We start from the raw sequence: 24,310 nt of genomic DNA, 5'->3' as shown, positions 1-24,310 counted from the left end.
GGGAACATATGAACAGTTGGCCGGAAATCGGCCTTTACGGGCCGTCAGGCGGGTACGTTCACAGGTGCCCGTTGCGGGCGCACACTACCCCCGTCGGCCAGCGCCCGGGAACCCACAGCACGCCGACGAGGAGCAGGACATGGACAGCTGGCTGATCTACCGGGGCGAAGGGGAGCCGGACCCCGACCGGATCGCCCGTCTCCCCGAGGCGCCCCCCTGGCGCCGGTTCGGCGGCGACGCCCTGGACGTACCGGTGCCCCCCGTCGACGCCAGCACCACCCGCAGGCTCGGACAGCGCGCACCCCTGCCCATCCAGGACGACGAGGCGCTCCAGCTCATCAATGCCGCCCTGTATCTGCGGCGACCGCTCCTGGTGACGGGAGAGCCGGGCTCCGGCAAGAGCACGCTCGCCCACGCCGTCTCCCACGAGCTGGACCTCGGCCGGGTCCTGCAGTGGCCCATCGTCTCGCGCAGCGAACTGCGCGAGGGCCTGTACGCGTACGACGCCATCGGCCGCCTCCACGACGCACAGCTCCACCGCGAGGCCAGGGACGTGCCCGACCGGTCCGACGCGCCCGGAACGGACGGTATCGGCCGTTACATCCGCCTCGGCCCCCTCGGCACGGCACTCCTGCCCACGGAGCGGCCCCGGGTCCTGCTCATCGACGAACTCGACAAGAGTGACATCGACCTGCCCAACGACCTGCTGAACGCCTTGGAGGAGGGCAGCTTCCGCATCCCCGAGCTGGAGCGCATCGCGGACCGCCCGGAATGCGGCACTGTGTACGTGCTCGACGACGACGGCCGCTCGGTACCCGTCAAGGGTGGCCGTGTCACCTGCCACGCCTTCCCGTTCGTCGTCATGACCAGCAACGGGGAACGCGACTTCCCTGCACCCCTGCTGCGCCGATGCATCCACCTCAGGCTGAAACCGCCCCGTAACGAAAGGCTCGCCGCCCTCGTGCAGGCCCACTTCGGCGAGGGCGCCGACGAGGCCCACGCGGACCTGCTGCGCGGGTTTGCCGAAAGCGACCACGACGGCGAGCTGCGCCTCACTGACCAGCTCCTCAACGCGATCTTCCTCACGCAGCAGGCGGCCCGCGACGGCAACGCCCAGCGCGACGACATCGCCCGGCTCCTCATGCGGCCCATCGACCCGCGCTCCCACGGATGACCGCTGCCGCCGCCCTGCTCACCGAGCTGGTCACCCGACTCCGCGACGCGGACCTGGCACCCACTGCCGAGGACGTCGCCGACGCCCTGTGGCTGTCCAGGTGGGTGACCCCGGGCGGCGGAAGACCCACCACACCGACGGGACCCGTACAGGACTGGCGCGGCCGGCCGGCCCCCAGGACGTCGCCGGACGGGCAGGTGCCTTCGCGGCCCCCCGCACCGCCGGTCGCATCGCGGCCACCTGGTGCGCCGGGCGCACCCGGCCGGGCCGACGTGTCCGTTCCCGACTCCTCTGCACCACCGGGCCAGTCCGGGAACGACACCCGCGTCTGGGTGCCCACCGCCGCCACCCTGCCCGACCCGCTCGCCCTGCAATGCGCGTTACGCCCTCTTCAGCGCTTCCAAGCCGCTCACGCGCCCGTACGCCGCGTCCTGGACGAACACGCCACAGCAGAGCGGGCCGCCGACACCGGACTCATCGTGCCTGTCCTGCGCCGCGAGCGCCGCAGCGTGGCCCGCGTCCAGCTGCTGATGGACGTGTCCACGTCCAACGTCGTGTGGGACCAGACGCTGCATGAACTGCGGGCAGTCTGCGAACGCGCCGGTGCCTTCCGTGACGTGACCGTGCTCTACCTGCATCCGCGCGTCGACGGCACGCCGGGCTACGCCACGACCGCGGTGCCGGGCGAGCGTACGTGGCTGCGGTCCCCGGGTCAGCTCACCGACCCCACCGGGCGGCAGTTGACCCTCCTGCTCAGCGACTGCGCGGGCCCCATGTGGCGCGACGGCACCATCCAGCGGCTGCTGCACTGCTGGGCCTCCACCGCACCGGTCGCCGTCATCCAGCCCCTGCCGCAGCGCATGTGGGGCGACACCCACCTGCCCGCCCGGCCCGGGGAACTGGGACGCTCCGAAGGGCCTGTACGGAGGCTGTGGTTCCGCCCCCGTGGGCGGGCCCCGGTGGGGTTCGGGGCGGAGCGTGGTGCCGTGCCGATCCCGGTCCTCGCGCCGAACCGGGTCGCGCTCAACACGTGGGCGCGACTCTCCTCAGCCACCGCCCGGCTCGCCCTGCCCGGCGCCGCCGCGATCGTCACCGCCGACCAGCGCCCCGCGCAGGGTGGTGCCGCGGCCCCGCGGGACGTGCCGGGCGCCGAGCGAGTGCGCGCTTTCCGCCGGTACGCCTCGCCGCCCGCCCGCCGGCTTGCCGCGTGCCTGACGGCGGCTCCCCTGGTGCTGCCCGTCATGCAGCTCGTCCAGCGGGCGATGTTGCCGGGTAGCGGGCCCGACGTACTGGCGGAGGTATTGCTGAGCGGTCTGCTGCGGCGCGCCGACGACGCGGACGATCAACAGGATGTTCTCGTCTACGACTTCATGCCCGGGGTCCGGGACGAGCTGATCGGGCTCCTCACGGTCGGTGACGCGCAGCTTGTCCTGAAGAACACCTCCCAGTACCTGGCGCGCCGCTTCGGCACCGGCGTGCCGAATTTCCCGGCGATGGCAGCCGCCTACCTCGCCGGCACGGTGGAGCCGCTCGCCGGCGCCGCCGACACGCCGGGTCTGCGCAGGTTCGCCGTCGTCTCGACCGGTGTCCTACGCCACTTCCTGTCCACGCCGCAGGCGCCCACCACCTTGCCAGAGCCCCCTGAGGCGCTGGCAGCGCGCGCACGCGAGGCCCTGCACCGCTTCCGCTCCGAGAGTTCCTCCCGTGACCTGGACGCGGCGATCCAACTCCTCACCCGCGCCGCCCGCACGGAACCGGACCGGACGGCCCGGGCCTCGTACGAGCTCGCGTTGGCGGAGGCCCTGCTGGAACGCTGGGAGGCCCGCCGCCTGGGTGAGGACTTGCGCGACGCTTTGACCGCGGCGGAACAGGCAGTGCCGGAGGAGCCGACCGGGCATTGGGCGGCGGCCCGAGTGCTGGAGGTCATGGAAGCGGAGGTCTACGCCGCGGGCGCCGACACTGATGTCGTGCCCGGTGAGATCACGCGTCACGTGACGGACAGGCTGAGGCAGCTCGACGGCGACGAGCGGCGGGACGCATTGCGCTTCGCACTGCTGATGCGGTGCGTGGACCACCTGGAGAAGCTGCCGCCGGAAACGCACACGAGTAACCCGAAGGCGCGAGTCAGCGAGGCACATACCGCGCTGATCCTGGCCACCGACCTCGCCAGGTACGCCGGGCGGCTGGCGCACCCGCCGCCGCACAGTCCCCTCCACTGGTTCGAGACCATGACCGGCAGGGCTCTGCTGGCGGCACGCCGACTGGTCGAGGAGCACGACAGTCCCGAGGCACGCTACGTCCGTGGCCACACCGCCTTCAAGGTCGCCCAGGGGAACGTCGAACTCGGCACGAGCGACGAGGACGTCCGACCGCTGGCCCGAAGCGCCGCTGCCGATCTGACGCGGGCGCTGGCCGCGTGGCAGGAAGCCCCGACCGGGGAACCGGACGCCGCACCCGACTGGCGCCCCGCCCCACGACAGATGTTCGAGGACTGGTTGACGGCCGCCGAGGCGTTCACGCTGGCCAAGGAGGACACCGGTGAGGCCGACCCCGAGGCGACCTCCGCGTTGACGCAGGCGAGGGCCATCGCCGAGACGTCGCTGGGCGAGGAGGGATGGGACACACGTCTGGCACACTGCCTGGCGCTGCTCACCAAAGGCGCTGCCAACGAGAAGCCTCCGTCCTTCCCCAGGATCGTCGAGCTCACCGCCCGCGCCCTGGAACTCTCCGAAGCGGACACTCCCTTGCACGCGGCTGTGCTGCATACGCATGTGACAGCCGTTCTGGCAGGTGCTCCACGTGATCCGGAACACCTCGCCACCGCGATCCGGTTCGTGCGGGCGGCGGTCGGTTGTTCTCCGGAACAGTCGCAGTTCCTCGCCCATCATCGGCTCGACCTCGGCCGCCTGCTCCTGAGACGCCACCAACTGCGTGGGGCGGTGACCGACCTCCACGAGGCCGACTGGCTCCTGGGCGCAGCCGCGCGTGATCCGCGTATCGGCCCGGCTGCGGCCGATGCCTGGGCGTCCCGGGGAGAGGCCGCGGAACGGCTGGCGGAGGCGACCGGCTCCACAGCACGTCTGAACGAAGGAGCCGAGCACTACCGGCAAGCAGTGACGGCAGCCCTTGAAGGGGGCCGTCATCGGTTCGCTGCGACCCTGACACGGAAGCGCGCCGAGCTGCTGCTGCAGACCGCAGGCCCGCAACGCGCACTCACCGAGTACCGCCGCGCCCTCCGACTCCTCACCGAGGCAGGCGAGTCCGCCTCACCGGCGGCCGACCGCATTCGCCAGGCCGTCGCCCGCCTGGAATCCGGGAGCACCGAGGTGCAGGCGTCTCCGTCCGCCGCCGCGCCAGAGGACCCTCCCACCGGCAGGCCGGACAGGACATGACTCACCCCGACATCCCCGATAGCACACCCCTGCCCGATTTCGGTGACCTCGTCCGCGCCGGCGGCGCCACCCCCACCGGTCACCCTGTCCTGGACGCCGTGCTGACCGACGTCCGCACCCGGGACCCCGCCACCACCGTCGCCTACTACGACGACGCGCCGTGACCGGTAGCGGTGTGCCGTTCCGGCAGTTTGTGCTGAAAGTGCACAGCCGGTGCAACCTGGCCTGCACCTACTGCTACCTCTACCAGGGGCCGGACGCCTCCTGGCGCGACCGGCCCGCGCGGGTGCAGCCGCGCACCATGCGGCAGGTCGCACGCCGGATGGCCGAGCATGCCGCCATACACCGCCTCGACCGTATGCGCGTCGACCTCCACGGGGGTGAGCCGCTCCTCGGGGGGCCCGACACCGTGATCGCGTACGCCCGGACCGTACGGGATGCGATCCCCGCCCACTGCACCCCGGCCTTCACCGTGCAGACCAACGGCACTCTCCTCACCGAGCACGCCCTGGACCGGCTCGCCGTCCACGGCATTGGAGTCGGGCTCAGCCTCGACGGTGGAACCGCGCAACTCAACGCGCGCCGCGTCGACCACGCGGGCCGCCCGTCCTGGCCCGCAGCCGAGCGGGCGGCGCGGCTCCTCACACGGCGCGGCGGGCAGTATGCAGGCGTGCTGTGCACCATCGATGTCACCGCGCCGCCCGCCGACGTCTACGAGTCCCTCCTCGAACTGGCGCCGTCTCGGGTCGACTTCCTGCTCCCGCACGCCAACTGGGCCACCCCGCCACCGGGCGTGCAGCCCTCGGCGCCCGGCAGGCGGCCGCGCCCCACCCCGTACGGCGACTGGCTCTCCGAGGCCTTCGACCTGTGGTGGGGGGACCCGCGTGGGACCACGACCCGCGTGCGGCTCTTCCAGGAGGCCCTCGCACTGCTCGTCGGCGCGCCCAGTGCCAGCGAAGCCCTCGGGCTGTCCCCGATGGCGGCCGTGGTCGTGGAGACGGACGGCACCATCGAACAGGTCGACTCGCTGCGCTCGGCCTATCCGGGGGCCTCCGCCACGGGCCTCGACGTGCACCGGCACTCCTTCGACGCGGCGCTGCGGCACCCGGGCATCGCCGCACGCGCACTCGGCGCCGCCGCGCTGGCCACCGAGTGCCGTGCTTGCCCCGTGGTCCGGGTGTGCGGGGGTGGCAACTACGCCCACCGCTACGCACCGCGTGACGGATTCCGCAACCCCAGCGTCTACTGCGCCGACCTGGAACGCCTGGTCAGACACATCGCACAGCGTCTGTGTGATGTGACAGACAAGCAGCAATGCAACACAACCGTCGGTCCCTGACGCAGAACTGACGCACAATCGAGGAAACTCGCGCACAAAGCGACTGAACTGGCTGAGCTGAACAGCCCGGTCGAACTCACATGAACTCGCAGTCGAATCTTCGGATTCCCTCCCGAGGGAGACCCTCGCATGACCGAAGACTCCCCTCCCATCACGGTGGTCTTCGCCGGACAGAGTGAACGCTGGGCGGCCTGGATCGAAGAAGTCCTGACGGGCGTCGGCCTGCCGAATCGGCTCGTGGGCTGGGACCCGCTTCGCACGCCCGCCCAAGGCTCCGCTCTCACCGAGCTGTTCGACGATCCGGGCCGCGTCCTGCTCGTCCTGGACGACTGGTACCTCCGCTTCGACTCCGGTCGCTACCACGGCTGGGCAGAAGCCCTGCGCGCCCTCGCGCCCGAGCAACGGGACCGGCTGGACGCCGTCAGCGTCACTGCACGGCCGCTCCCCGACGCCGTGCGCGACCTGAACCCCGTCGAGCTGCGCGGCGTACGGCGCGAGGAGGCCAGGCGGCGACTGCTGGGGCTCCTCGGCGCCGCCGAAGCTCCGGTCCCCGTCGACCTCACCCGCTCGCTGCGCTTCCCCGACGAGTTGCCGCCCGTGTGGAACGCCGACCGCCGCAACCCGCGTTTCACCGGCCGAACGACGATCCTTGAGCGCGTGCGCGCCGCGCTCACCGCGGCACCTCCCCACGCACCGTCCCTCGTGGCCCTCCACGGCACCGGCGGCGTCGGCAAGACCCAGATAGCCCTGGAATATGCCTACCGCCATGCCGGGGAGTACGACGTCGTCTGGTGGGTCCGCGCCATGACCACCAGCACCGCCCGCGAGAGCCTTGCCGCACTAGCCGAGGCCCTCGGCGTCAACGCGGGCAGCGAACTGGAGGCGCTCATAGACGCCGTACGCACCGTTCTGCGTGCCCCCGACCGTCGCTGGCTTCTCGTTCTCGACGGTGCCGAGGCCCCCGAGCAACTGGCCGGACTGCTGCCGGACGGGCCCGGCCACATACTGCTTACCGGGCGTAGGACCACTTGGGCCCGGCACGGCGCCGAGTTGATCGAGGTGCCTCGCTTCTCCCGCAAGGAGAGTGTCGCCTACGCCTGCCGCCGTGCCCCCCGCCTCCTGGAGCACCAGGCCGACGCCCTCGTCCACGAGCTGGACGACCTGCCGCTCCTCGTCGACCAGATGGCCGCCTGGCTAGACCACCACGCCACAGTGGCCGTCGAGACCTACCTCCACCAGATCCGCAACGCCGATCCCAACGTCTTCGGCGTCGTCCCGTCCGGCGACGAGCCCCGCCCCTTCCACGTCGTGTGGTCCATGGCCGTCAACGCCCTCTACGAAGACGCCCCGGAGGCCCACGAGCTCCTGAAGCTTCTGTCCTTCTTCTCTCCCGACGTCGTACCCGTACGGCTTCTGCGTTCCGCACGCTCCGCCGATCTGCCCTCGCACCTGGCCAGCATGGCCGCGGACCCCAGCAGTTGGAACACGGCGCTGCGCACCCTGTCCGAGACCACCGCCATGTGGCTGGAGTACGAGACGGGTCCGCCCGCTGACACGGACACCGTCGGTACGCTGCGCATGCACCGGCTCTTCCATCGGTTCGTCCGCAGCAGCCTCCCGCCCCTGGACTGCGAGCAGGGCTCCGCCACTGCCTGCCGAGTCCTCGTCTCCGCCGACCCGCACACCCCCACCGACCCGCGGCACTGGCAGCGGTACGCTGAGCTCATTCCACACCTGGAGCCGTCGGGCGCCCTGGAGTCCGAGCACGACGACGTACGGCGGCTCGTTCTCAACTGCGTGGAATACCTGCGTACCCGTGGCGAGTACCAGGCAGGCTGGTGGATCAGCAGGCGCGCCACGGAGAACTGGCGCATGGTCTCCGGACCTACCGACCCGCTCGTCCTCGTCGCCACCCACCAGCACGCCAACATGCTGCGCAGGCTCGGCCGGTACGCGGATGCGGAGGAGCTCGGCCAGACCGTGCTTCGCGACCTCGCCGCCGCCGGAGTCGAACGGCGTGACGTTCGCGTCCTGCGCGCCCGCAACGGGCTCGGCGGCACACTCATGGCGCTCGCCGAGTACGAAGAGGCCGACCGGTTGTACGCCGAGGCGGCCGAGGACGCCGGGGCGACCCTCGGACCGCGCGTGCCGCTGACCCTCCGCCTGCGTACCAACCTCGCCACCACCAGGGCGCTGCGCGGCCACTACGCCGAGGCCCTCGACGAGCACCAGGCTGTGATGCGCGAAAGGGTCGTTGTGCTCGGAGGCCGCGACCAGGCCACGCTGCTCTCCGCCCTGCACACCGCCTGGACTCTGCGTCTGCTCGGCCGCTACCAGGACGCCCTGGACTATCAGGAGCAGAACACCCGGCTGCACCGGCAGATTCTCGACCGCAACCACACGCAGACGCTGTTGGCCGAGCACAACTTCGCCCTGTGCATGCGCCGCGAGGGCAACCTGGGGTTCGCCCGTGCGCTGATGCGTAGCGTCCACGAACGTCTGGTGAGCCGCCGCGGCGGGCACCACCCGGAGACACTCCTGGTGTCCAGCGACTTCGCGATGCTGCAGCGCAGTGTCGGCGACACGGGGGCGGCGCTCGACCTGATCTCGGCCACGGCCCGGCGGTACGCCGCTCAGCTCGGCGACGACCACCCGTACACGATCGGCGTTCGCGACAACCACGCCCTTGTCCTGCGCGACCGGGGCGACGCGACGGCCGCGCGCACTCTGGCGGAGGACTGCCTGTCCCGGATGCGTGACGCTCTGGGCCCGGACCACCCGTGGAGTGTCGGCTGCGCCCTGAACACCGCGGGAGCCCGCGTGGCGGACGGTGACGCGAAGGGTGCGGCGGCCCTGGGGAGGGACACCCTGGAGCGGGCCCGCACCGCGGTGGGCACCGACCACGTCCTGACGCTGAACGTCCAGGCTGCGCTCGCCCGGGACCTGCACACGCTGGGCGAGGACGAGGAGGCGGGCGGGCTGGAGGGCGACGCGGTGCTGCGACTGGTATCCGGGTTCGGGGCCGAGCACGCGCAGGTGAGGTTCCTTCGCGGCGGGGGCCGGCCGTACTGGGACTTCGAGCCGCAGCCGTACTGAGCAGGTACGCCGGAGGGCCCGGCACCCGCCTGTGCGGGTGCCGGGCCCTCCGGCGTACCGGAAGCGGTCGTCAGGCCTCGAAGACCTCGGTGAGGAGCTGCGCCTGCTCCTGCTGGTGGCGCTTCGCGGAGCCCACCGCCGGGCTGGAGCCGTGCGGGCGGGAGATCCGGCGCAGGCGCTCGCCCTGCGGGATGTCCGCGCCGACCGCCAGGTCCAGGTGGTCGATCAGGTTCAGCGCGATGAACGGCCACGCCCCCTGGTTCGCCGGCTCCTCCTGGGCCCAGATGTACTTCTCGGCGTTCGGGTACTTGGCGATCTCGGCCTGCAGCTCCGCGCCCGGCAGCGGGTAGAGACGCTCCAGGCGGATGATCGCCGTGTCGGTCGCGCCGCGCTTCTTCCGCTCGGCGTCCAGGTCGTAGTAGACCTTGCCGGCGCAGAAGACGACCTTGCGGACGGCGGACGGGTCGACCGACGCGTCACCGATGACCGGGCGGAACCCGCCGGTCGTGAACTCCTCCGCCTTCGAGGCAGCCGCCTTCAGACGCAGCATCGACTTCGGGGTGAAGACGATGAGCGGCTTGTGGTGCGGGTTGTGCACCTGCCAGCGCAGGAGGTGGAAGTAGTTCGACGGGAGCGTGGGCATCGCGACCGTCATGTTGTTCTGCGCGCACAGCTGGAGGAAGCGCTCCGGGCGGGCGGACGAGTGGTCCGGGCCCTGGCCCTCGTAGCCGTGGGGGAGCAGGAGGGTGACGCCGCTGGTCTGGCCCCACTTCTGCTCCGCCGAGGAGATGAACTCGTCGACGACGGTCTGCGCGCCGTTCACGAAGTCACCGAACTGCGCCTCCCACATGACCAGCGCGTTCGGGCGGGCCAGCGAGTAGCCGTACTCGAAGCCCATCGCCGCGTACTCGGAGAGCAGCGAGTCGTAGACGTTGTACCGCGCCTGGTCCTCGGCCAGGTAGAGCAGCGGGGTGTAGTCCTCGCCGGTCACCTGGTCCACCAGCACACCGTGCCGCTGGCCGAAGGTGCCGCGGCGGGAGTCCTGGCCGGCCAGCCGGACCGGGACGCCCTCCATGACCAGCGAGCCGACGGCGAGGGTCTCGCCCATGCCCCAGTCGATCGTGCCGTCCTCGATGGACGCGGCACGGCGCTGCAGCTGCGGCAGCAGACGCGGGTGCACGGTGATGTGCTCGGGGATGTTGACCTGGGACTCCGCGATCCGCTTGACGGCCTCCTGGGAGATCGCCGTCTGGACGCCGTCCGCCGGGAACCCGGCCTGCGGGTCCACCGCGAGGCTCTCGCCGGGCTGCGCCGTGGCCTCGCGGACCTCGGTGAAGACCTTCTCCAGCTGGCCCTGGAAGTCCTGGAGCGCCTGCTCCGCCTCTTCCACGGTGATGTCGCCCCTGCCGATCAGCGACTCGGTGTACAGCTTGCGCACCGAGCGCTTCTGGTCGATCAGGGTGTACATCTGCGGGTTGGTGAACTGCGGGTTGTCGCCCTCGTTGTGACCGCGGCGGCGGTAGCAGATGAGGTCGATCACGACGTCCTTGTTGAACGTCTGGCGGAACTCGAAGGCGAGCCGCGCCACCCGGACGCAGGCCTCCGGGTCGTCGCCGTTGACGTGGAAGATCGGCGCCTCGATCATGCGGGCCACGTCCGTGGCGTACATCGAGGAGCGCGAGGACTCCGGCGCCGCGGTGAAGCCGACCTGGTTGTTGATGACGACGTGGACCGTGCCGCCGGTGCGGTAGCCGCGCAGCTGCGACATGTTCAGCGTCTCGGCGACGACGCCCTGGCCCGCGAAGGCCGCGTCGCCGTGGAGGGCGATCGGCAGGACGGTGAAGTCCGTGCCGGCCTTGCCGATGATGTCCTGCTTGGCGCGGACGACGCCCTCCAGGACCGGGTCGACGGCCTCCAGGTGGGAGGGGTTCGCGACCAGGCTGACCTTGATCTGCTCGCCGTCGAGGCCGGTGAAGGTGCCCTCGGCGCCCAGGTGGTACTTCACGTCGCCGGAGCCGTGCATCGACTTCGGGTCGAGGTTGCCCTCGAACTCGCGGAAGATCTGGGCGTACGACTTGCCGACGATGTTCGCGAGGACGTTCAGCCGGCCGCGGTGGGCCATGCCGATGACGACCTCGTCCAGGCGGGACTCGGCCGCGCTGTCGATGACCGCGTCCAGCAGCGGGATGACGGACTCGCCGCCCTCCAGGCTGAAGCGCTTCTGGCCGACGTACTTCGTCTGCAGGAAGGTCTCGAAGGCCTCCGCCGCGTTCAGGCGGCGCAGGATGCGCAGCTGCTCCTCGCGCTCCGGCTTGGAGTGCGGGCGCTCGACGCGGTCCTGGATCCACTTGCGCTGCTTCGGGTCCTGGATGTGCATGAACTCGATGCCGGTGGTGCGGCAGTACGAGTCGCGCAGCACGCCCAGGATGTCGCGCAGCTTCATCATGGACTTGCCGCCGAAGCCGCCGACCGCGAACTCCCGCTCCAGGTCCCACAGGGTGAGCCCGTGCTCGGTGATGTCCAGGTCGGGGTGCTTGCGCTGGCGGTACTCCAGCGGGTCGGTGTCGGCCATGACGTGGCCGCGGACCCGGTAGGAGTGGATCAGCTCGAAGACGCGGGCGGCCTTCGTCACGTCGTCGTCGTGCGACGTGTCGATGTCCTTGAGCCAGCGGACCGGCTCGTACGGAATGCGCAGCGACTTGAAGACGTCGTCGTAGAAGCCGTCCTCGCCGAGGAGGAGGTTGGCGACGATCCGCAGGAACTCGCCGGAGGCGGCGCCCTGGATGACCCGGTGGTCGTACGTCGAGGTGAGGGTCATCACCTTGGAGACGCCCAGCTTGTTCAGGGTGTCCTGGGAGGTGCCCTGGAACTCCGCCGGGTAGTCCATGGAGCCGACACCCATGATGACCGACTGGCCGGGCATGAGGCGCGGCACGGAGTGGACGGTGCCGAGGCCGCCGGGGTTGGTGAGGGAGACGGTGACGCCGGTGAAGTCGTCCATCGTCAGCTTGTTCGCGCGGGCGCGGCGGACGATGTCCTCGTATGCCTGCCAGAACTCGAAGAAGGTGAGCGTCTCCGCCTTCTTGATGCCCGCGACGACGAGCTGGCGGTCGCCGTTGGGCTTCACCAGGTCGATCGCGAGGCCGAAGTTCACGTGCTCCGGCTTGACCAGGGTCGGCTTGCCGTCCTTGACCTGGTACGACCAGTTCATGGAGGGCATCGCCTTGAGGGCCCGCACCATCGCGTACCCGATGATGTGCGTGAAGGAGATCTTCCCGCCGCGGGCGCGCTTCAGGTGGTTGTTGATGACGATGCGGTTGTCGAACAGCAGCTTCACCGGGACGGCGCGGACCGAGGTGGCGGTCGGCATCTCCAGCGAGGCGTCCATGTTCTTCGCCACGGCGCCGGCGGGGCCGCGCAGCGTCACGAACTCGGGGCCGACGGGGGCCCCGGCGGCGGGCTCGGCCTTGGCGGCGGGCTTCGCCGGGGAGGGCTTGGCCGGGGCGGCGGGCGCGGGCCTCGGGGCCGGGGCGGGCTTCGCGGAGGCGGCAGGAGTCTGTGCGGGTGCTCCTGCGGCCGGGGCGGCGGTCTGCGGCTTGGCCGGGGCGGCGGCCGGGGCCTGGGCCGGCGGCGTCACGGTGCCCGAGGCCCCCGGGACCGCGGGTGCCTGTCCGGCGGGCTTGTCCGCCGAGCCGGACGCACCCGGCTTGTAGTCGGCGAAGAAGTCCCACCAGGCGCGGTCGACCGAATTCGGGTCCTGGAGGTACTGCTGGTAGATCTCGTCGACGAGCCACTCGTTGGCGCCGAACGCCGCGGCAGGGCTCTTGCCCTGTCCGTCTGGGTCGGTCGAGATGCTTGAGTTACTGGGGGACTGAGACGACACGGCGGTAACCGCCCTCTTCCGCTTCACAAGGTGATGGACAGCGGAAATAAAGGCTACGCCTCCAGCGGCGAGAGGTGCAGGCCGGGCAGGTCATCGTCGCGTACATCACACCAAATGGCGGGTTTCGCCGAGGGGAATGGCGGGAAACAAGCGTGGTTTGGCAGTGACGCGCTGTGACCAGCCCGGATGCGGGGTAGCGCGGAGCGGGGGTATGGCTCTGATTCGGCCACACCCCTGACGGGCCGGGTTCCGACCCGTCACGGCTCGGTGACGGTCCGCGCACGTCTTCCGTACGCGCCCTCGTACGTTCCGTACGGGATTACGGATACGAAGTGGCCCTGGTTCGAACCCTACGTCAACCGCGCTGTGGGGGGATCCCCGGAAGGGTGACGAGGATGCGGCAGCCCCGTGCTGATTCGGCCACACCGATACGGCCACCGTGCAGATCGACCGCCCACCTGGCGATGGCCAGGCCCAGGCCGGTGCCGCCGTCGCTGCCCGGGCCGTGCGGGGACGGGACGCTGCCCCGGTTGAACCGCTCGAAGACCGTGTGCCGCTCGGGCTCCGGGATGCCCGGGCCCTCGTCCAGGACCTCGAGGTCCAGTGACTCCGGCGCCGGTCCGCGCCGGGCCCGTACGGTGACCCGGCCGTGCGGCGGGGAGTGCTTCACGGCGTTGTCGATCAGGTTCGCGACGACCTGGTGGAGCCGCTCCACGTCCGCGTACGCGGACAGCTCGGGCGGCGACACGTCCAGGTGCAGGTGCACGTCGCTGCGGGTGCTCGGGCCCGAGGCGCAGCCGGCCGCGGACTTCCGCTGCGACGCGGCCAGTCCGGCCTCCCTGAGGACGCCGGACAGATACGGCCACACCTCGAAGCGGCGGGCCCTCAGCGGTACGACTCCGTTGTCGAGCCGCGACAGGTCGAGCAGCGTCTCGACGAGGCGCCCCAGCCGTTCGGTCTGCGCGAGCGCGGTGCGCATGGTCTCCGGGTCGGCGGCGGACACGCCGTCCACGACGTTCTCCAGCACCGCGCGCAGCGCCGCGATGGGGGTGCGCAGCTCGTGCGAGACGTTCGCGACCAGCTCCTTGCGGTGCCGGTCGACCGCTTCCAGGTCGTCCGCCATCCGGTTGATGGTGCAGGCGAGGTCCCCCAGCTCGTCACGCCGCCCGGCGCCGCGCACCCGGCGGGTGTAGTCGCCGTGCGAGATGCCCTTGGCGACGGTGTTCATCTCGTCGAGCGGGGCGGTGAGGCCGTGCGCGAAGAACTGGGTGAGGAGGAGGGTGGCGATCACCGAGAACACGGTGATGAACCGCAGCTCGGTCTCGGTGCGGAGCGCGACGAGAAGCAGCCCGGTCGTGATGAACACGGAGACGACGACGAGGGTGCCGAGCTTGGTCTTGATCGAGATCGTGAACGCCCCGAGCCGCCGGAGCCGCCGGAGGCGCGACGCGAGGCGTGCGCCCTGGTCCCTTCTCCGGCCGGGGTGCCCGGCCGGGGGCTGGGCGGCGGGGGCGCCCATTCCGGTGACGGCCGGGCCCGCCTGATGAGCCGGGTCCCGGCCGGGAACGCCCGCGCGGTGCCTTCCGCCGGAGGCGGAGGCAGGGGGCGCCGGGCGGTGGCCGGCGGCCGGGCCGCCCGAGGCGGCCGCGGAGCCTCCGGGCTCCGAACGGCGTGTGCCGGGTGAGCGGGCGCCGACCGGGGCCTGGGGTGCGACCGGAGCCGTGGGGCCTCGGCGGTCGCGGCCGGCGGTGGGTGACGGGGCCGTGCCGCTGCCGCCGCGCGGTGTGTCCGGGGTGGCACGGGGCTCGGCCCGGCGGGGTGCGGAGGGCGGAGCGTCTGCGGCCGTCGGCCGAGGCGCCGCCGGTGGGGCGGTGACATGGGCTTCGACCTCGGGGGCCGGGTCCTCGTCGGCCGGTGCGGCGCGGGGTGCGGGCACGCGGTGGTCCGGATCCGCGGGCCGGGCCTGGTCCCTGTCCGGGTCCTGTGCCGTGGGCGGGTTCCCCGGCCGGCCGGGGTGCGGGTCCCGGGCCGCGGCCCCGTCCGAGGTCGCCGCCCGGGGTGCCGTGGTGGTCCCGGGGGCCGGCTCGGGGGGTGGGGTGGGTCGGGGGGTGGCCCGGGTCACGGGGCCGGGGTCTCCAGGGCGTAGCCGACACCGTGCACCGTGCGGATCCGCTCCGCGCCGATCTTCCGGCGCAGCGCCTTGATGTGGCTGTCCACGGTCCGTGTGCCCGAGGCGTCCGCCCAGTCCCACACCTCTGCCAGCAGCTGCTCGCGCGACAGCACCGCGCGCGGGGTGCCGGCCAGGCAGACCAGCAGGTCGAACTCGGTCGGCGTCAGGTGCACGTCGTCGTTCCGCACCCGCACCCGCCGCTGGGCGTGGTCGATCTCCAGCTCGCCCAGCCGCAGGATCCCGCTGCGCGGGGTCACCGCGGCGAGCGCCGCGCGCTCCACCCGGCGCAGCAGCACATGCACCCGCGCCACCAGCTCCCGCATCGAGAACGGCTTCGTCATGTAGTCGTCCGCGCCGACCCCGAGTCCGACCAGCATGTCGGTCTCGTCGTCCCGGGCCGTCAGCATCAGCACCGGCACCGGCCGCTGGGCCTGCACGCGCCGGCAGACCTCCAGCCCGTCGAAGCCGGGCAGCATGACGTCCAGGACCATCAGGTCCGGCTGCCACGTCTCTGCCGCCTCCACCGCGGACGGCCCGTCCGACGCGGTCTGCACCTGGAAGCCCTCCGCCCGCAGCCGGGCTGAGATGGCCTCCACGATGGTCGCGTCGTCCTCGATGACCAGGACCCGGCGCTGGGTACCCGGCGTGACCGCGGTGCCGGTGTGGCTGGTGTGTGCGTGCTCCATGCCCCGCCCCTGTCGCGTCCTGCGCGAGCGTGTCGATCCGTGGGTTTTCGTAGCTTGCGTCAACAACATAAAGGCAGCGACCGCGTCCCGGCTACGCGGGGCGAACGCCGAGGTGGACCACGTCCGGTACGCCTCGGGCAACGGGCACCTCTTCGGTCCTAACCCCGCTGAATCCGGCATTCCGCAAGGACTCTTCGAAAATGGCGGAGGGTTGCGCGGACCACACGGCGAGTACTCCGCCCGGTCTCAACCGTGCGGCACACGCGGCGAGTCCGGCTGGTGCGTACAGGCTGTCGTTGTCCTCGGTGACGGTCCAGCCGGGTCCGTTGTCGATATCGAGACACAGCGCGTCGTATGTGTCGTACGTCTCGCCGCCCCGCGGCTCGGCGGCCGGGGCGGAACGCAGGTACGCGACAAGGTCGGTGTGCAGGAGGACCGTGCGCGGGTCGGCGAAGGCGGCGCCCGAGATCGCGCCCAGCGGCCCGTCGCGGTGCCAGTCGACGACGGCCTGCTCCCGCTCGACGACGGCGATCCGCCCCCACGCGGGCTCGGCTGCGGCGTGCGCGAGCGAGAAGCCGACGCCCAGGCCGCCGATCAGGACGGACGGCGATGTCCGGTCGCCCAGTTCGCGCAGGGCCACGTCCATGAGGAGCCGCTCGGAGCGCCCGTCCGATGTGTCCATCAGGAACGTGCCGTTGGCGATGATCTCGAAGTGGTCGCCGCGCCGGCGCAGCACCACCTCGCCGTACGGGCCTTCGCGTCGGTCCAGCGTCACAGGCATGGTGACCAGCTTATGCGGGCGCGTGACCGGCGTGTGGCGCGTGTGTGACCCGGATCATGGACGGGGGGACGGTGATCGCGTTGGGTTGGGTCCGGTGACCGGGGGGTGCCGTGTTCCGGTGTGCCGGGGGGCCGAGAGAAGGGCCCCGCTGTGGCTGTGCGTCGTCCGGGACGGGCGCGGTGCGGGACGCCTGACGGGCCGTCCGGCCGGGGCCGCTGCCTCAGGCCCGCGCGGCGGGAGCGGCCCGCGCGGCACCGGGGACTGCTCCGGCCGCAGCGGCTGTTGCCCACGCCGACCGGGACGCCGTTCACCTTCTCGTACGCTCTCGTGCTCCTCGCGACCTCCCTCTACGCCGAGTTCGGGGACCCGGCGACGGTCGCCGCGCTCCAGCAGGCGTCCAGCACGGATGTGGCGCACCTGGTGAGGATGCCGCCGTCGGCGCTCGCCGCCAGCGCGCTGTGGGCGGCCGGCGGGCCGCTCTCCCCGTTCACGATCGCGTTCGTGCCGGTGCTGACCACGCTGGAGCGGCGGATCGGGGCACTGCGCACGGCGGCGGTGTTCGCGGTCGGGCATGTGGTGGCGACGCTGGTCACGGAGGTGCCGGTGGCCGTGTCGGTGGTGGCGGGACGTCTGCCCGCGTCGTCGCTGCACCGGCTGGACTACGGGATCAGCTTCGGCCTGCTGGCGTGTGTGGGCGCGCTCGCGGGGCTGCTGAACCGGTGGGCGCGGGTGCTGGTCCTGGTGTGCGTGGGGTCGATGCTGCTGTACGACCTGGCGGTGTTCGCGGACCCGGTCGCCGACTGGGGCCATCCGCTGGCTCTGCTGACCGGGGTGAGCGGCTGGCTCCTGGTGCGGCGCGCGGCGTTCAGGCGGCGGGGGTGAGGGGCGGCGCGTTCGTCGGGGCGGGGGCTTCGGCCGGGGTGCGGTAGACGCCGGTGAGCGGGCCCTGGCACCGCCATCCGAGGGCGCTGTAGAGGGCCCGGCCGTCGGTCGTGCCGGACAGGACGCCCCTGGTCGCCCCGGCCGCCGCGCCCGCGGTCTCCAGGGCCCGCATCACGGCGGTGCCGAGGCCGCGCCGCTGGTGCCCGGGGAAGGTCTCGACCTGGTCGACCACCGCGTCGGCACCGGTGACGGCGATCTGCCCGCGTGCGGCGAGGGAGCCGTCGGGCGCGTGGATCCGGACCCGGACGACGCCGCCGCGGGTGTCGCTCCGCAGGCCGTACCCGTCGGGGAGCGCGGGGGCGGGGGAGGGGTGCAGCCGGGTGTACATCATGAAGCCGGGGTCGTCGGGCAGTGTCCAGTCCGGTGTGATCCAGCGGGCGACGTCCTCCGGCGGGGCGAGCATTTTGAGCCAGGCGTGCGGGGTGGTGACGTCTTCGCAGAGGGCCCGGACGGTGGGCCCGTCCGGTTCGGGCAGCACATGCCGGAAGACGTGGGAGGGCGAGCCGACGTCGATGCGGTAGCCCCAGGGCCGGCTGACGGGCGCGGGGGTGTCACGGGAGAGGGCCCAGCCCCGCACCCAGACAGACGTAATGACTGAAGATCGCATGGGCCTATTACGCCTGAGAGGGCTGCCGCCGCGCCAGGGGTTTTCGTGCGCGGGGTGGTGCTCCCGGAACCGGATGCGGAGCGGGGGAGGGCCGGGGCGCGGGAGACCCGCGCGCCGTCAGGCCTTCTTGACCACGCTGGATTTCAGCTGCATCGCACCGAAGCCGTCGACCTTGCAGTCGATGTCGTGCCCGTCGGGCCCTCCGGGATTGAGCCGGATGTTGCGGACCTTGGTGCCCGCCTTGATCCCGGTCGGGTGGCCCTTGACCTTCAGGGTCTTGACGACGGTGACGGTGTCACCGTCCGCGAGGACATTGCCCACCGAGTCCCTGATGACGCCCTCGTCGGCGCCGCCGCCCGCCGCCGCCTCGGCGGAGGGCGACCATTCGTGCCCGCACTCGGGGCACACCAGCAGTGCCCCCATCTCGTAGGCGTACTCGCTGGAGCACTCGGGGCACGGCGGAAGTTTCTCTGTCACCCCACCAGTGTATTTCCGCCACATCGGCCCCGCGTACCCCGTGCCGTACGAGGAAGGGCTCCTCCCGCCGGGATGCGCGGAGGCTCCGTCCCGCCGGACACCTCTCCCCAGGTGACGCGCATGACGCTGACGGCGACGCTCCGGTCCTGGCATCACCCGTCAGGCGGCGCTGGGCGTGCACGCACGGCGCCGGGCGGCGTTGACTGGCGGTCATCGGACGAACCGCCCGTCTCCGGGCTCCGCGGCCGTCGTGCCCGCGCGCGGGTTCCCGCGGCGCCGGGCATGGGGAACGGGAGAGCACATGCCAGAGCCACAGCCTCCGGCCGACGGGCCGGCTCGAAGGGCCGGAACGCGGGGGCCGAGGGGTGTGCTCCGACGCACCGGCGCGTGGTGCGCCCGCCACAGCGTGACCGTCATCGTCCTGTGGCTCGTGGCCCTGGCGGGGCTGCAGGTCCTGGACCGGACGATGGGCGGTGACTACTCGGACGACTTCGTCCTGCCCGGTTCCCAGTCCCAGGCGGGGCTCGACGTGCTCAGGGAACACGATCCCGCCGCAGGCGGCTACAGCGCCCAGATCGTCCTCAACGATCCGTCGAAGCCCCTCACCGAGGAGTCCGGGCCGGTCGCGGAAGCCGTGGACAACCTCCAGAAGCTGCCCCATGTGCTCGGCGCGCAGAACCCGCTGCCCGCGTCCGGCACACCGCCACCCGCCCAGGGCACCGCCGACGTCGGTCCGCTGTCCTCGGACGGAAAGACGGCGTACATCACCGTACGGTTCGACGTGCAGCCGTCCAGGCTGGGATCGTCCTACCTGAACGAGGTAGACACGGCGGTCGAGCCGATGCGCGCGGCCGGTGTCGACGTGGAGTACGGCGGAACGCTGGGGGAGCTGGCCAGGCCGCAACCGGACGACCGCTCCAGCGAGGCCATCGGCTTCGGGGTGGCGGTCGTGGTCCTCCTGCTGGGCTTCGGCAGCGTCGTCGCGGCGGTGATGCCGCTGGTGACCGCGCTGATCGCGGTGGTCTGCGGGATCGGACTGCTGGGGCTGCTCGCGGCGGCCTTCACGTTCGCCACCGTCTCACCGACCCTGGCGACGATGATCGGTCTGGGCGTCGGCATCGACTACGCCCTCTTCCTGATCACCCGTCATCGCCAGAAGCTGATGGACGGGCTGGATCCGCCGACCGCGGCCGGGGTGGCCACAGCGACCAGCGGCCGGGCCGTGCTGGTGTCCGGCTGCACGGTGATCATCGCCCTGTCCGGGCTGTGGGTGTCGGGCATCAGTTTCATCGGCAAGCTCGGTCTCGCCGCGGCCGTCACGGTGGTGACCGCCGTCCTGGGCGCCCTCACGCTGGTACCGGCCCTGCTGGGCCTGGCCGGCCGGCGGATCGACCGGCTGCGGGTGCGGCGGCCCGTGGCCGAGACGGACGCCGCACCCGGCGAGGAGGCGCACGGCACCTGGCACCGCTACGCCCAGCGTGTGGAGCGTCGGCCCTGGTGGTTCCTGATCTCCGGGGTCGTCGTCCTCGCCGTCCTGGCGGTGCCGTTGCTGTTCATCCAGCTCGGGCACATCGGTGACGGGGCCGACCCCAAGTCGTTCACCGACCGGCGCGCGTACGACCTGATGTCCTCGGCCTTCGGGCCGGGTTCGAACGGGCCGCTCACGCTGGTCGTCGACCAGACGGACGTTCCCGAAGCGGACCGGTCGTCGCTGGCCTCCAAGGTGCAGAGCGCGCTGGCCGACGTCCCCGACGCGGCGGTGATCACGCCGATGGAGCCCACGTCGGACGGTGACGTGCTGATCGGCACCGCCTACTCCGTCGCCGCGCCCCAGGACGAGAAGACCACGGCGCTCGTCAACCGGCTCGTCGACGACGTCCTGCCGCAGGCGGTGTCCGGTACCGAGGCCCGGACCTACGTGACGGGGACGACCGCCGGGCAGGTGGACTTCCTGGACGTCGTCTCCAGCAGACTGCCGCTGATCATCGTCGTCGTCGTCGGCCTGGCCTTCCTGGTGATCCTCACCGTCTTCCGCGGTGTGCTCGTGGCGGTCAAGGCGGCCGTGCTCAACGTACTGTCGATCGCCGCCTCGTACGGCGTGGTCGTGGCGGTGTTCCAGTGGGGGTGGGGCGGACCGGCGCTGGGCGTCGCGGGGAAGGTGCCCATCGAGAGCTATGTGCCGATGATGATGTTCGCGATCGTCTTCGGGCTCAGCATGGACTACGAGATCTTCCTGCTCTCCCGGGTCCACGAGGCATGGGTGCGCACGGGGGACCCGAAGGCCAGCGTCGCGCACGCCCTGGAGATCACGGCACGGGTGATCAGCTGCGCGGCGCTCATCATGGTCAGCGTCTTCGCCGCCTTCATCATCAGCGACAACATCGTGGTCAAGATGCTGGGCCTGGGGCTCGCCGCGAGCGTGCTCATCGACGCCACCGTCGTCCGGCTGCTCCTCGTCCCGGCGGTGATGACCCTGCTCGGCCGGGCCGCGTGGTGGACCCCGAGGTGGCTGGACCGGGTACTGCCGCGCATCGACGCGGAAGGCGAGGCCGTTCCGGCCGCCGGGGCCCCGCCCGGTCGCGCGCCGGCGGACTAGCCGTCGCGGGTCAGGACGTTGCCGAGGGTGCCGTCGGCAACGACTCGGGCCGGTAGCGGTGGCTGCGGCAGGTGCGGCGGATCGTGACGAGCGAGAGGACGCAGTACGCCGCCGATGACGTCAGGCGCACGGCGGTGCGGGGCCCGGTACCGCGATGCCGGGCCCCGCGCCGGTGACACGGAGTCAGGCGTCGCCGTTGAGCATGGCGGCGGTCAGGACGTCGCCGGCGACGCCCCAGCCGCCGTCCGCGACTTCGTCGACGAGTACGACGGTCGTGGGGCGGGCCCGCTCACCGTAGATCTCCGCGTACAGGTCGGTGGTGCGTTCGACGATCTTCTTCTTGTCCTCGGCGGTGACGGTGCCGGCAGGGACCTTGAAATGGGCGAAGGGCATGAACGGTTCTCCTTGGACTGACTTCTTCCGGTGATCCGGAGGGATCGTTTGAGGGGTGGGGCCGGTGGTCTTCCCCCGAACGGCGCTGACGTGGTCAGAGACTCGGGTGCGCGGTGAGCAGCTCGTCGATCCCGACGCGGCGGAAGAACTCCGCGCGAACCCGGTCGTACACGGCCGAGACCACCTCGCTGCCGTCCCGGCTGGGATCGGTGTGGGTGCGGAACGGCCTTTCGCCATGGGGCAGGCCGACGATCCGGACGATTCCGGCAGCGACCTCCCCGGCCTCGCGCCCGGACGGGAACATGGCGCTCAGGGCGTCTTCCATCCTCGCTCTGAGCCGGCCATAGGGCTCTTCGTACTGCTCGGCACACGACGTGTCGGCAGGCGTCCCGGCGTGGGCGAAACGGCTGGTGCCGCTCGGAAAGGCGCCGGGTACGACGAGGGCGGTCTCGATGCCGAACCTGACGAGCTCGCCGGCGTAGCTTTCGGCGAGGGCGTCCATCGCGCCCCTGGCGGCGAAGCAGGGCGCCAGGAAGGGAGGGTGCCCTCCGCGGGTCGACGAGGAACCGACCCACACGAGCAGGCCGCGCCCCTGGGCGCGCATGAGCGGAAGCACGGCGCGGTTCACTCGCTGCGTGGAGAGCGCGTTGACGTCGTGGAAGTCGGCGAGCTGAGCCGTGGTGAACGCCTCGGCCGGCCCGGGAACCGTGTGGCCGGCGTTGTGCACCACGACGTCGACCCGTCCCTGTTCCGCCATCACCCGGCCGATGGCGGTGCCGACCGACGCCTGGTCCTGGACGTCCATCTCCACGGCGGCTGTCGGCAAGCCGCGCGTCCTCCTCAGTTCGGCGAGAGCCGCGACGGCGGAGGCGTTGCGGCCGGTGGCGGCGCGCATGCCGGCGAAGACGGTGTGGCCGGCCCTGGCCGAGGTCCGTGCGGTGAGATTCCCGAAGCCGCTGGATGCGCCGGTGACGACCACGACGTCCGGCCGTGCCGTCATACCAGGCCTCCGTTGGCGCGCAGGATCTGGCCGTTCACCCAGTGCCCTTGGGGGCTGGTGAGGAAGGCGACCACGTGGGCGACGTCCTCCGGAGTGCCCAGCCTCTCCAGCGGCGGGGCTTTGGCGAGCCGGTCGAGTTCCTCGTCCGTCTTGCCTTCGAGGAACAGATCCGTGGCCGTGGGACCGGGAGCGACGGCGTTCACGGTGATGTCCCGTCCGCGCAGCTCGCGGGCGAGGATCAGCGTCATCGCCTCGACAGCACCCTTGCTCGCCGCATACGCGCCGTAAGCGGGGAACTGTGTCCCCACCACGGAGGTCGAGAGTCCCACGAACGAGCCGCCCGCCCGCAGTCGCCGTGCCGCCTGCCGGGCGACGACGAAGGTCCCCCGGATGTTGGTGCGGTGCACGGCGTCGAGTTCTGCCAGGTCGAGATCGGCGATGGGCGACAGTGCGAGCCTTCCGGCGGAGTTGACGACGGCGTCCACGCCGCCGAACTCCGCCTCCGCCCGGTCGAACAGCGCGGCTACGGCGTTCTCGTCCGCCACATCGCCCTGAACCGCGATCGCTTGTCCGCCGTCGGCGGCGACGGCTGCCACCGTCTCCTCGGCGGCAGCCGCGTCGCGGGCGTAGTTCACCACGACGGCCAGGCCGTCCTGGGCGAGTCTCCTGGTCACCGCCCGGCCGATGCCGCGTGATCCGCCGGTGACGACGGCGACCCGCGTATCCGCCGAGGGCCGGACGGAAGGTGTTGTGTTCATGCCCCCCATGGTGATCAGCGCCGCACGGCGGAACCAGGGGATGTCATCCCCTGTGTCCGCGCCCCGGCCGGGCGCAGAATGGAGGACATGGGTTCTGCGAGACACACCGAACTCGGGTCCTTCCTGCGTTCGCGGCGGGAACGCGTCCGCCCGGCCGAACTGGGGTTCCCCGCCGGGCCCCGCCGCCGGGTGCCGGGGCTTCGGCGTGAAGAGGTGGCCCAGCTCGCCGGGTTGTCGGTCGACTACTACAGCGAACTTGAGCGCGGAGCCGGGTCCCAGCCGTCCGAGCAGGTGATCGCCGCTCTGGCCAGGGCGCTGCGCCTGACCGCCGACGAACGCGACCACCTGTGCCGTCTGGCCGACCGTCCGGTGCCCGTGCAGGGCGGAGACGCCTCGCACGTACACCCCGGCATGCTGGATCTGCTCCGGCGTCTGACGTCGACACCCGCACAGGTCATCACCGACCTCCACGTCACCCTGGTGCAGAATCCGCTCGCGGTGGCCCTGCTCGGGGACCAGTCCGGATTCCGGGGTACCCGGGCCAGCTTCGTCCACCGGTGGTTCACCGAACCCGAAGCGCGGCAGCTCTACCCGGAGGCCGACCACGAAGTCCAGTCCCGCGCCTTCGTCGCGGATCTGCGGGCGGCCGCCGCCAGACGGGACGCGAGGGACGCCGGAGCCCGCTCGCTCATCGGTGCGCTGCTCGGCCTCTCCGCGGAGTTCGCGGCGTTGTGGGCGGTCCACGACGTGGGGTTCCGGCGAGACGACCGCAAACGCATCAACCATCCCGCGCTCGGCCTGATCGAGGTCGACTGCCTCAACCTGTTCAGCGAGGACGGTCGGCAACGGCTGCTCTGGTTCACCCCCGCGGCCGGTGCGGACAGCGCCGGCCTGTTCGACCTGCTCACGGTCATCGGCACCCGGGAGACCTCCGGGCCGGCGCGCTGAAGGACCCGCTCGTGCCGCCCGGAATGCGGAGCCTGGACCATGTCCCGGTGGCGTGGCCGCCGACGGCC

General features: G+C 71.8%; 17 protein-coding genes. 8 read left to right on the top strand and 9 right to left on the bottom strand.

Annotated elements, in window-relative coordinates; all coding sequences use genetic code 11:
• The first annotated feature begins 139 nt into the window (after positions 1 to 139).
• From I3F58_RS01455 to fxsT, 5 genes are all read left to right on the top strand, one after another.
• Positions 140 to 1,174: a MoxR family ATPase gene (locus I3F58_RS01455; protein WP_240106267.1), complete on the top strand. Its 1,035-nt coding sequence runs from the start codon at positions 140 to 142 to the stop codon at positions 1,172 to 1,174.
• Positions 1,171 to 4,566 carry an SAV_2336 N-terminal domain-related protein gene (locus I3F58_RS01450; RefSeq protein ID WP_240106266.1) on the top strand — a complete coding sequence of 1,132 codons (3,396 nt, stop codon included), beginning with the start codon at positions 1,171 to 1,173 and terminating at the stop codon, positions 4,564 to 4,566. Before I3F58_RS01455 ends, I3F58_RS01450 begins: the two co-directional genes overlap by 4 nt.
• Complete coding sequence (locus I3F58_RS01445; RefSeq protein ID WP_240106265.1) at positions 4,563 to 4,730, top strand: hypothetical protein; 168 nt, start codon at positions 4,563 to 4,565, stop codon at positions 4,728 to 4,730. The genes I3F58_RS01450 and I3F58_RS01445 overlap by 4 nt, the downstream gene beginning before the upstream one ends.
• On the top strand, positions 4,727 to 5,905 hold the full coding sequence (locus I3F58_RS01440) for an FxsB family cyclophane-forming radical SAM/SPASM peptide maturase (RefSeq protein ID WP_240106264.1): 1,179 nt from the start codon (positions 4,727 to 4,729) through the stop codon (positions 5,903 to 5,905). The genes I3F58_RS01445 and I3F58_RS01440 overlap by 4 nt, the downstream gene beginning before the upstream one ends.
• 129 nt (positions 5,906 to 6,034) lie before the next feature.
• Positions 6,035 to 9,001, top strand: a complete 2,967-nt coding sequence (gene fxsT / locus I3F58_RS01435; RefSeq protein WP_240106263.1) for an FxSxx-COOH system tetratricopeptide repeat protein — start codon at positions 6,035 to 6,037, stop codon at positions 8,999 to 9,001.
• 70 nt (positions 9,002 to 9,071) lie between these two features.
• Here the strand turns inward: fxsT and I3F58_RS01430 are convergent, their stop codons facing one another.
• The 4 genes from I3F58_RS01430 to I3F58_RS01415 all read right to left on the bottom strand — a co-directional run bounded on the left by I3F58_RS01430 (position 9,072) and on the right by I3F58_RS01415 (position 16,521).
• The gene (locus I3F58_RS01430; protein ID WP_240106262.1) at positions 9,072 to 12,884 is read right to left on the bottom strand and encodes a multifunctional oxoglutarate decarboxylase/oxoglutarate dehydrogenase thiamine pyrophosphate-binding subunit/dihydrolipoyllysine-residue succinyltransferase subunit; all 3,813 of its coding nucleotides are present in this window, start codon (positions 12,882 to 12,884) and stop codon (positions 9,072 to 9,074) included.
• 355 nt (positions 12,885 to 13,239) lie between these two features.
• Positions 13,240 to 14,403 (bottom strand): HAMP domain-containing sensor histidine kinase, encoded by a 1,164-nt coding sequence (locus I3F58_RS01425; RefSeq protein WP_240106261.1) that lies wholly within the window; start codon positions 14,401 to 14,403, stop codon positions 13,240 to 13,242.
• A 599-nt stretch (positions 14,404 to 15,002) separates the two neighbouring features.
• Positions 15,003 to 15,740 (bottom strand): response regulator transcription factor, encoded by a 738-nt coding sequence (locus tag I3F58_RS01420; RefSeq protein ID WP_240106260.1) that lies wholly within the window; start codon positions 15,738 to 15,740, stop codon positions 15,003 to 15,005.
• A gap of 91 nt (positions 15,741 to 15,831) precedes the next feature.
• The gene (locus I3F58_RS01415) at positions 15,832 to 16,521 is read right to left on the bottom strand and encodes a spermidine synthase (protein WP_240106259.1); all 690 of its coding nucleotides are present in this window, start codon (positions 16,519 to 16,521) and stop codon (positions 15,832 to 15,834) included.
• 282 nt (positions 16,522 to 16,803) lie between these two features.
• Here I3F58_RS01415 and I3F58_RS01410 point away from each other — a divergent pair, with 282 nt between their 5' ends.
• Positions 16,804 to 17,403, top strand: a complete 600-nt coding sequence (locus I3F58_RS01410) for a rhomboid-like protein (RefSeq protein WP_308354934.1) — start codon at positions 16,804 to 16,806, stop codon at positions 17,401 to 17,403.
• On the opposite strand, the gene I3F58_RS01405 is transcribed toward I3F58_RS01410, so the two are convergent.
• Positions 17,387 to 18,070, bottom strand: a complete 684-nt coding sequence (locus tag I3F58_RS01405) for a GNAT family N-acetyltransferase (protein ID WP_240106258.1) — start codon at positions 18,068 to 18,070, stop codon at positions 17,387 to 17,389. The two genes, I3F58_RS01410 and I3F58_RS01405, sit on opposite strands and share 17 nt — an antisense overlap.
• A gap of 117 nt (positions 18,071 to 18,187) precedes the next feature.
• Positions 18,188 to 18,547: a zinc ribbon domain-containing protein YjdM gene (locus I3F58_RS01400; protein ID WP_308354933.1), complete on the bottom strand. Its 360-nt coding sequence runs from the start codon at positions 18,545 to 18,547 to the stop codon at positions 18,188 to 18,190.
• A gap of 301 nt (positions 18,548 to 18,848) precedes the next feature.
• On the opposite strand from I3F58_RS01400, the gene I3F58_RS01395 reads away from it, so the two are divergent.
• Positions 18,849 to 21,143 (top strand): MMPL family transporter, encoded by a 2,295-nt coding sequence (locus tag I3F58_RS01395; RefSeq protein ID WP_240106256.1) that lies wholly within the window; start codon positions 18,849 to 18,851, stop codon positions 21,141 to 21,143.
• Between the two features lie 183 nt (positions 21,144 to 21,326).
• On the opposite strand, the gene I3F58_RS01390 is transcribed toward I3F58_RS01395, so the two are convergent.
• The 3 genes from I3F58_RS01390 to I3F58_RS01380 form a co-directional block, all read right to left on the bottom strand.
• Complete coding sequence (locus I3F58_RS01390) at positions 21,327 to 21,536, bottom strand: 4-oxalocrotonate tautomerase family protein (RefSeq protein WP_240106255.1); 210 nt, start codon at positions 21,534 to 21,536, stop codon at positions 21,327 to 21,329.
• Between the two features lie 94 nt (positions 21,537 to 21,630).
• Positions 21,631 to 22,536, bottom strand: coding sequence for an SDR family NAD(P)-dependent oxidoreductase (locus I3F58_RS01385; RefSeq protein WP_240106254.1), 906 nt, complete (start codon positions 22,534 to 22,536; stop codon positions 21,631 to 21,633).
• Positions 22,533 to 23,294 (bottom strand): SDR family oxidoreductase, encoded by a 762-nt coding sequence (locus I3F58_RS01380; protein WP_240106253.1) that lies wholly within the window; start codon positions 23,292 to 23,294, stop codon positions 22,533 to 22,535. Before I3F58_RS01380 ends, I3F58_RS01385 begins: the two co-directional genes overlap by 4 nt.
• Before the next feature lie 87 nt (positions 23,295 to 23,381).
• Here I3F58_RS01380 and I3F58_RS01375 point away from each other — a divergent pair, with 87 nt between their 5' ends.
• On the top strand, positions 23,382 to 24,242 hold the full coding sequence (locus I3F58_RS01375; RefSeq protein WP_240106252.1) for a helix-turn-helix transcriptional regulator: 861 nt from the start codon (positions 23,382 to 23,384) through the stop codon (positions 24,240 to 24,242).
• Positions 24,243 to 24,310 lie beyond the last annotated feature (68 nt).

The sequence above is a fragment of the Streptomyces sp. MUM 203J genome, from assembly GCF_022414595.1.
Taxonomy (GTDB): domain Bacteria; phylum Actinomycetota; class Actinomycetes; order Streptomycetales; family Streptomycetaceae; genus Streptomyces.
The sequence above is the reverse complement of the archived record's forward strand: the minus strand, read 5'-3'. Positions and strand labels throughout refer to the sequence as shown.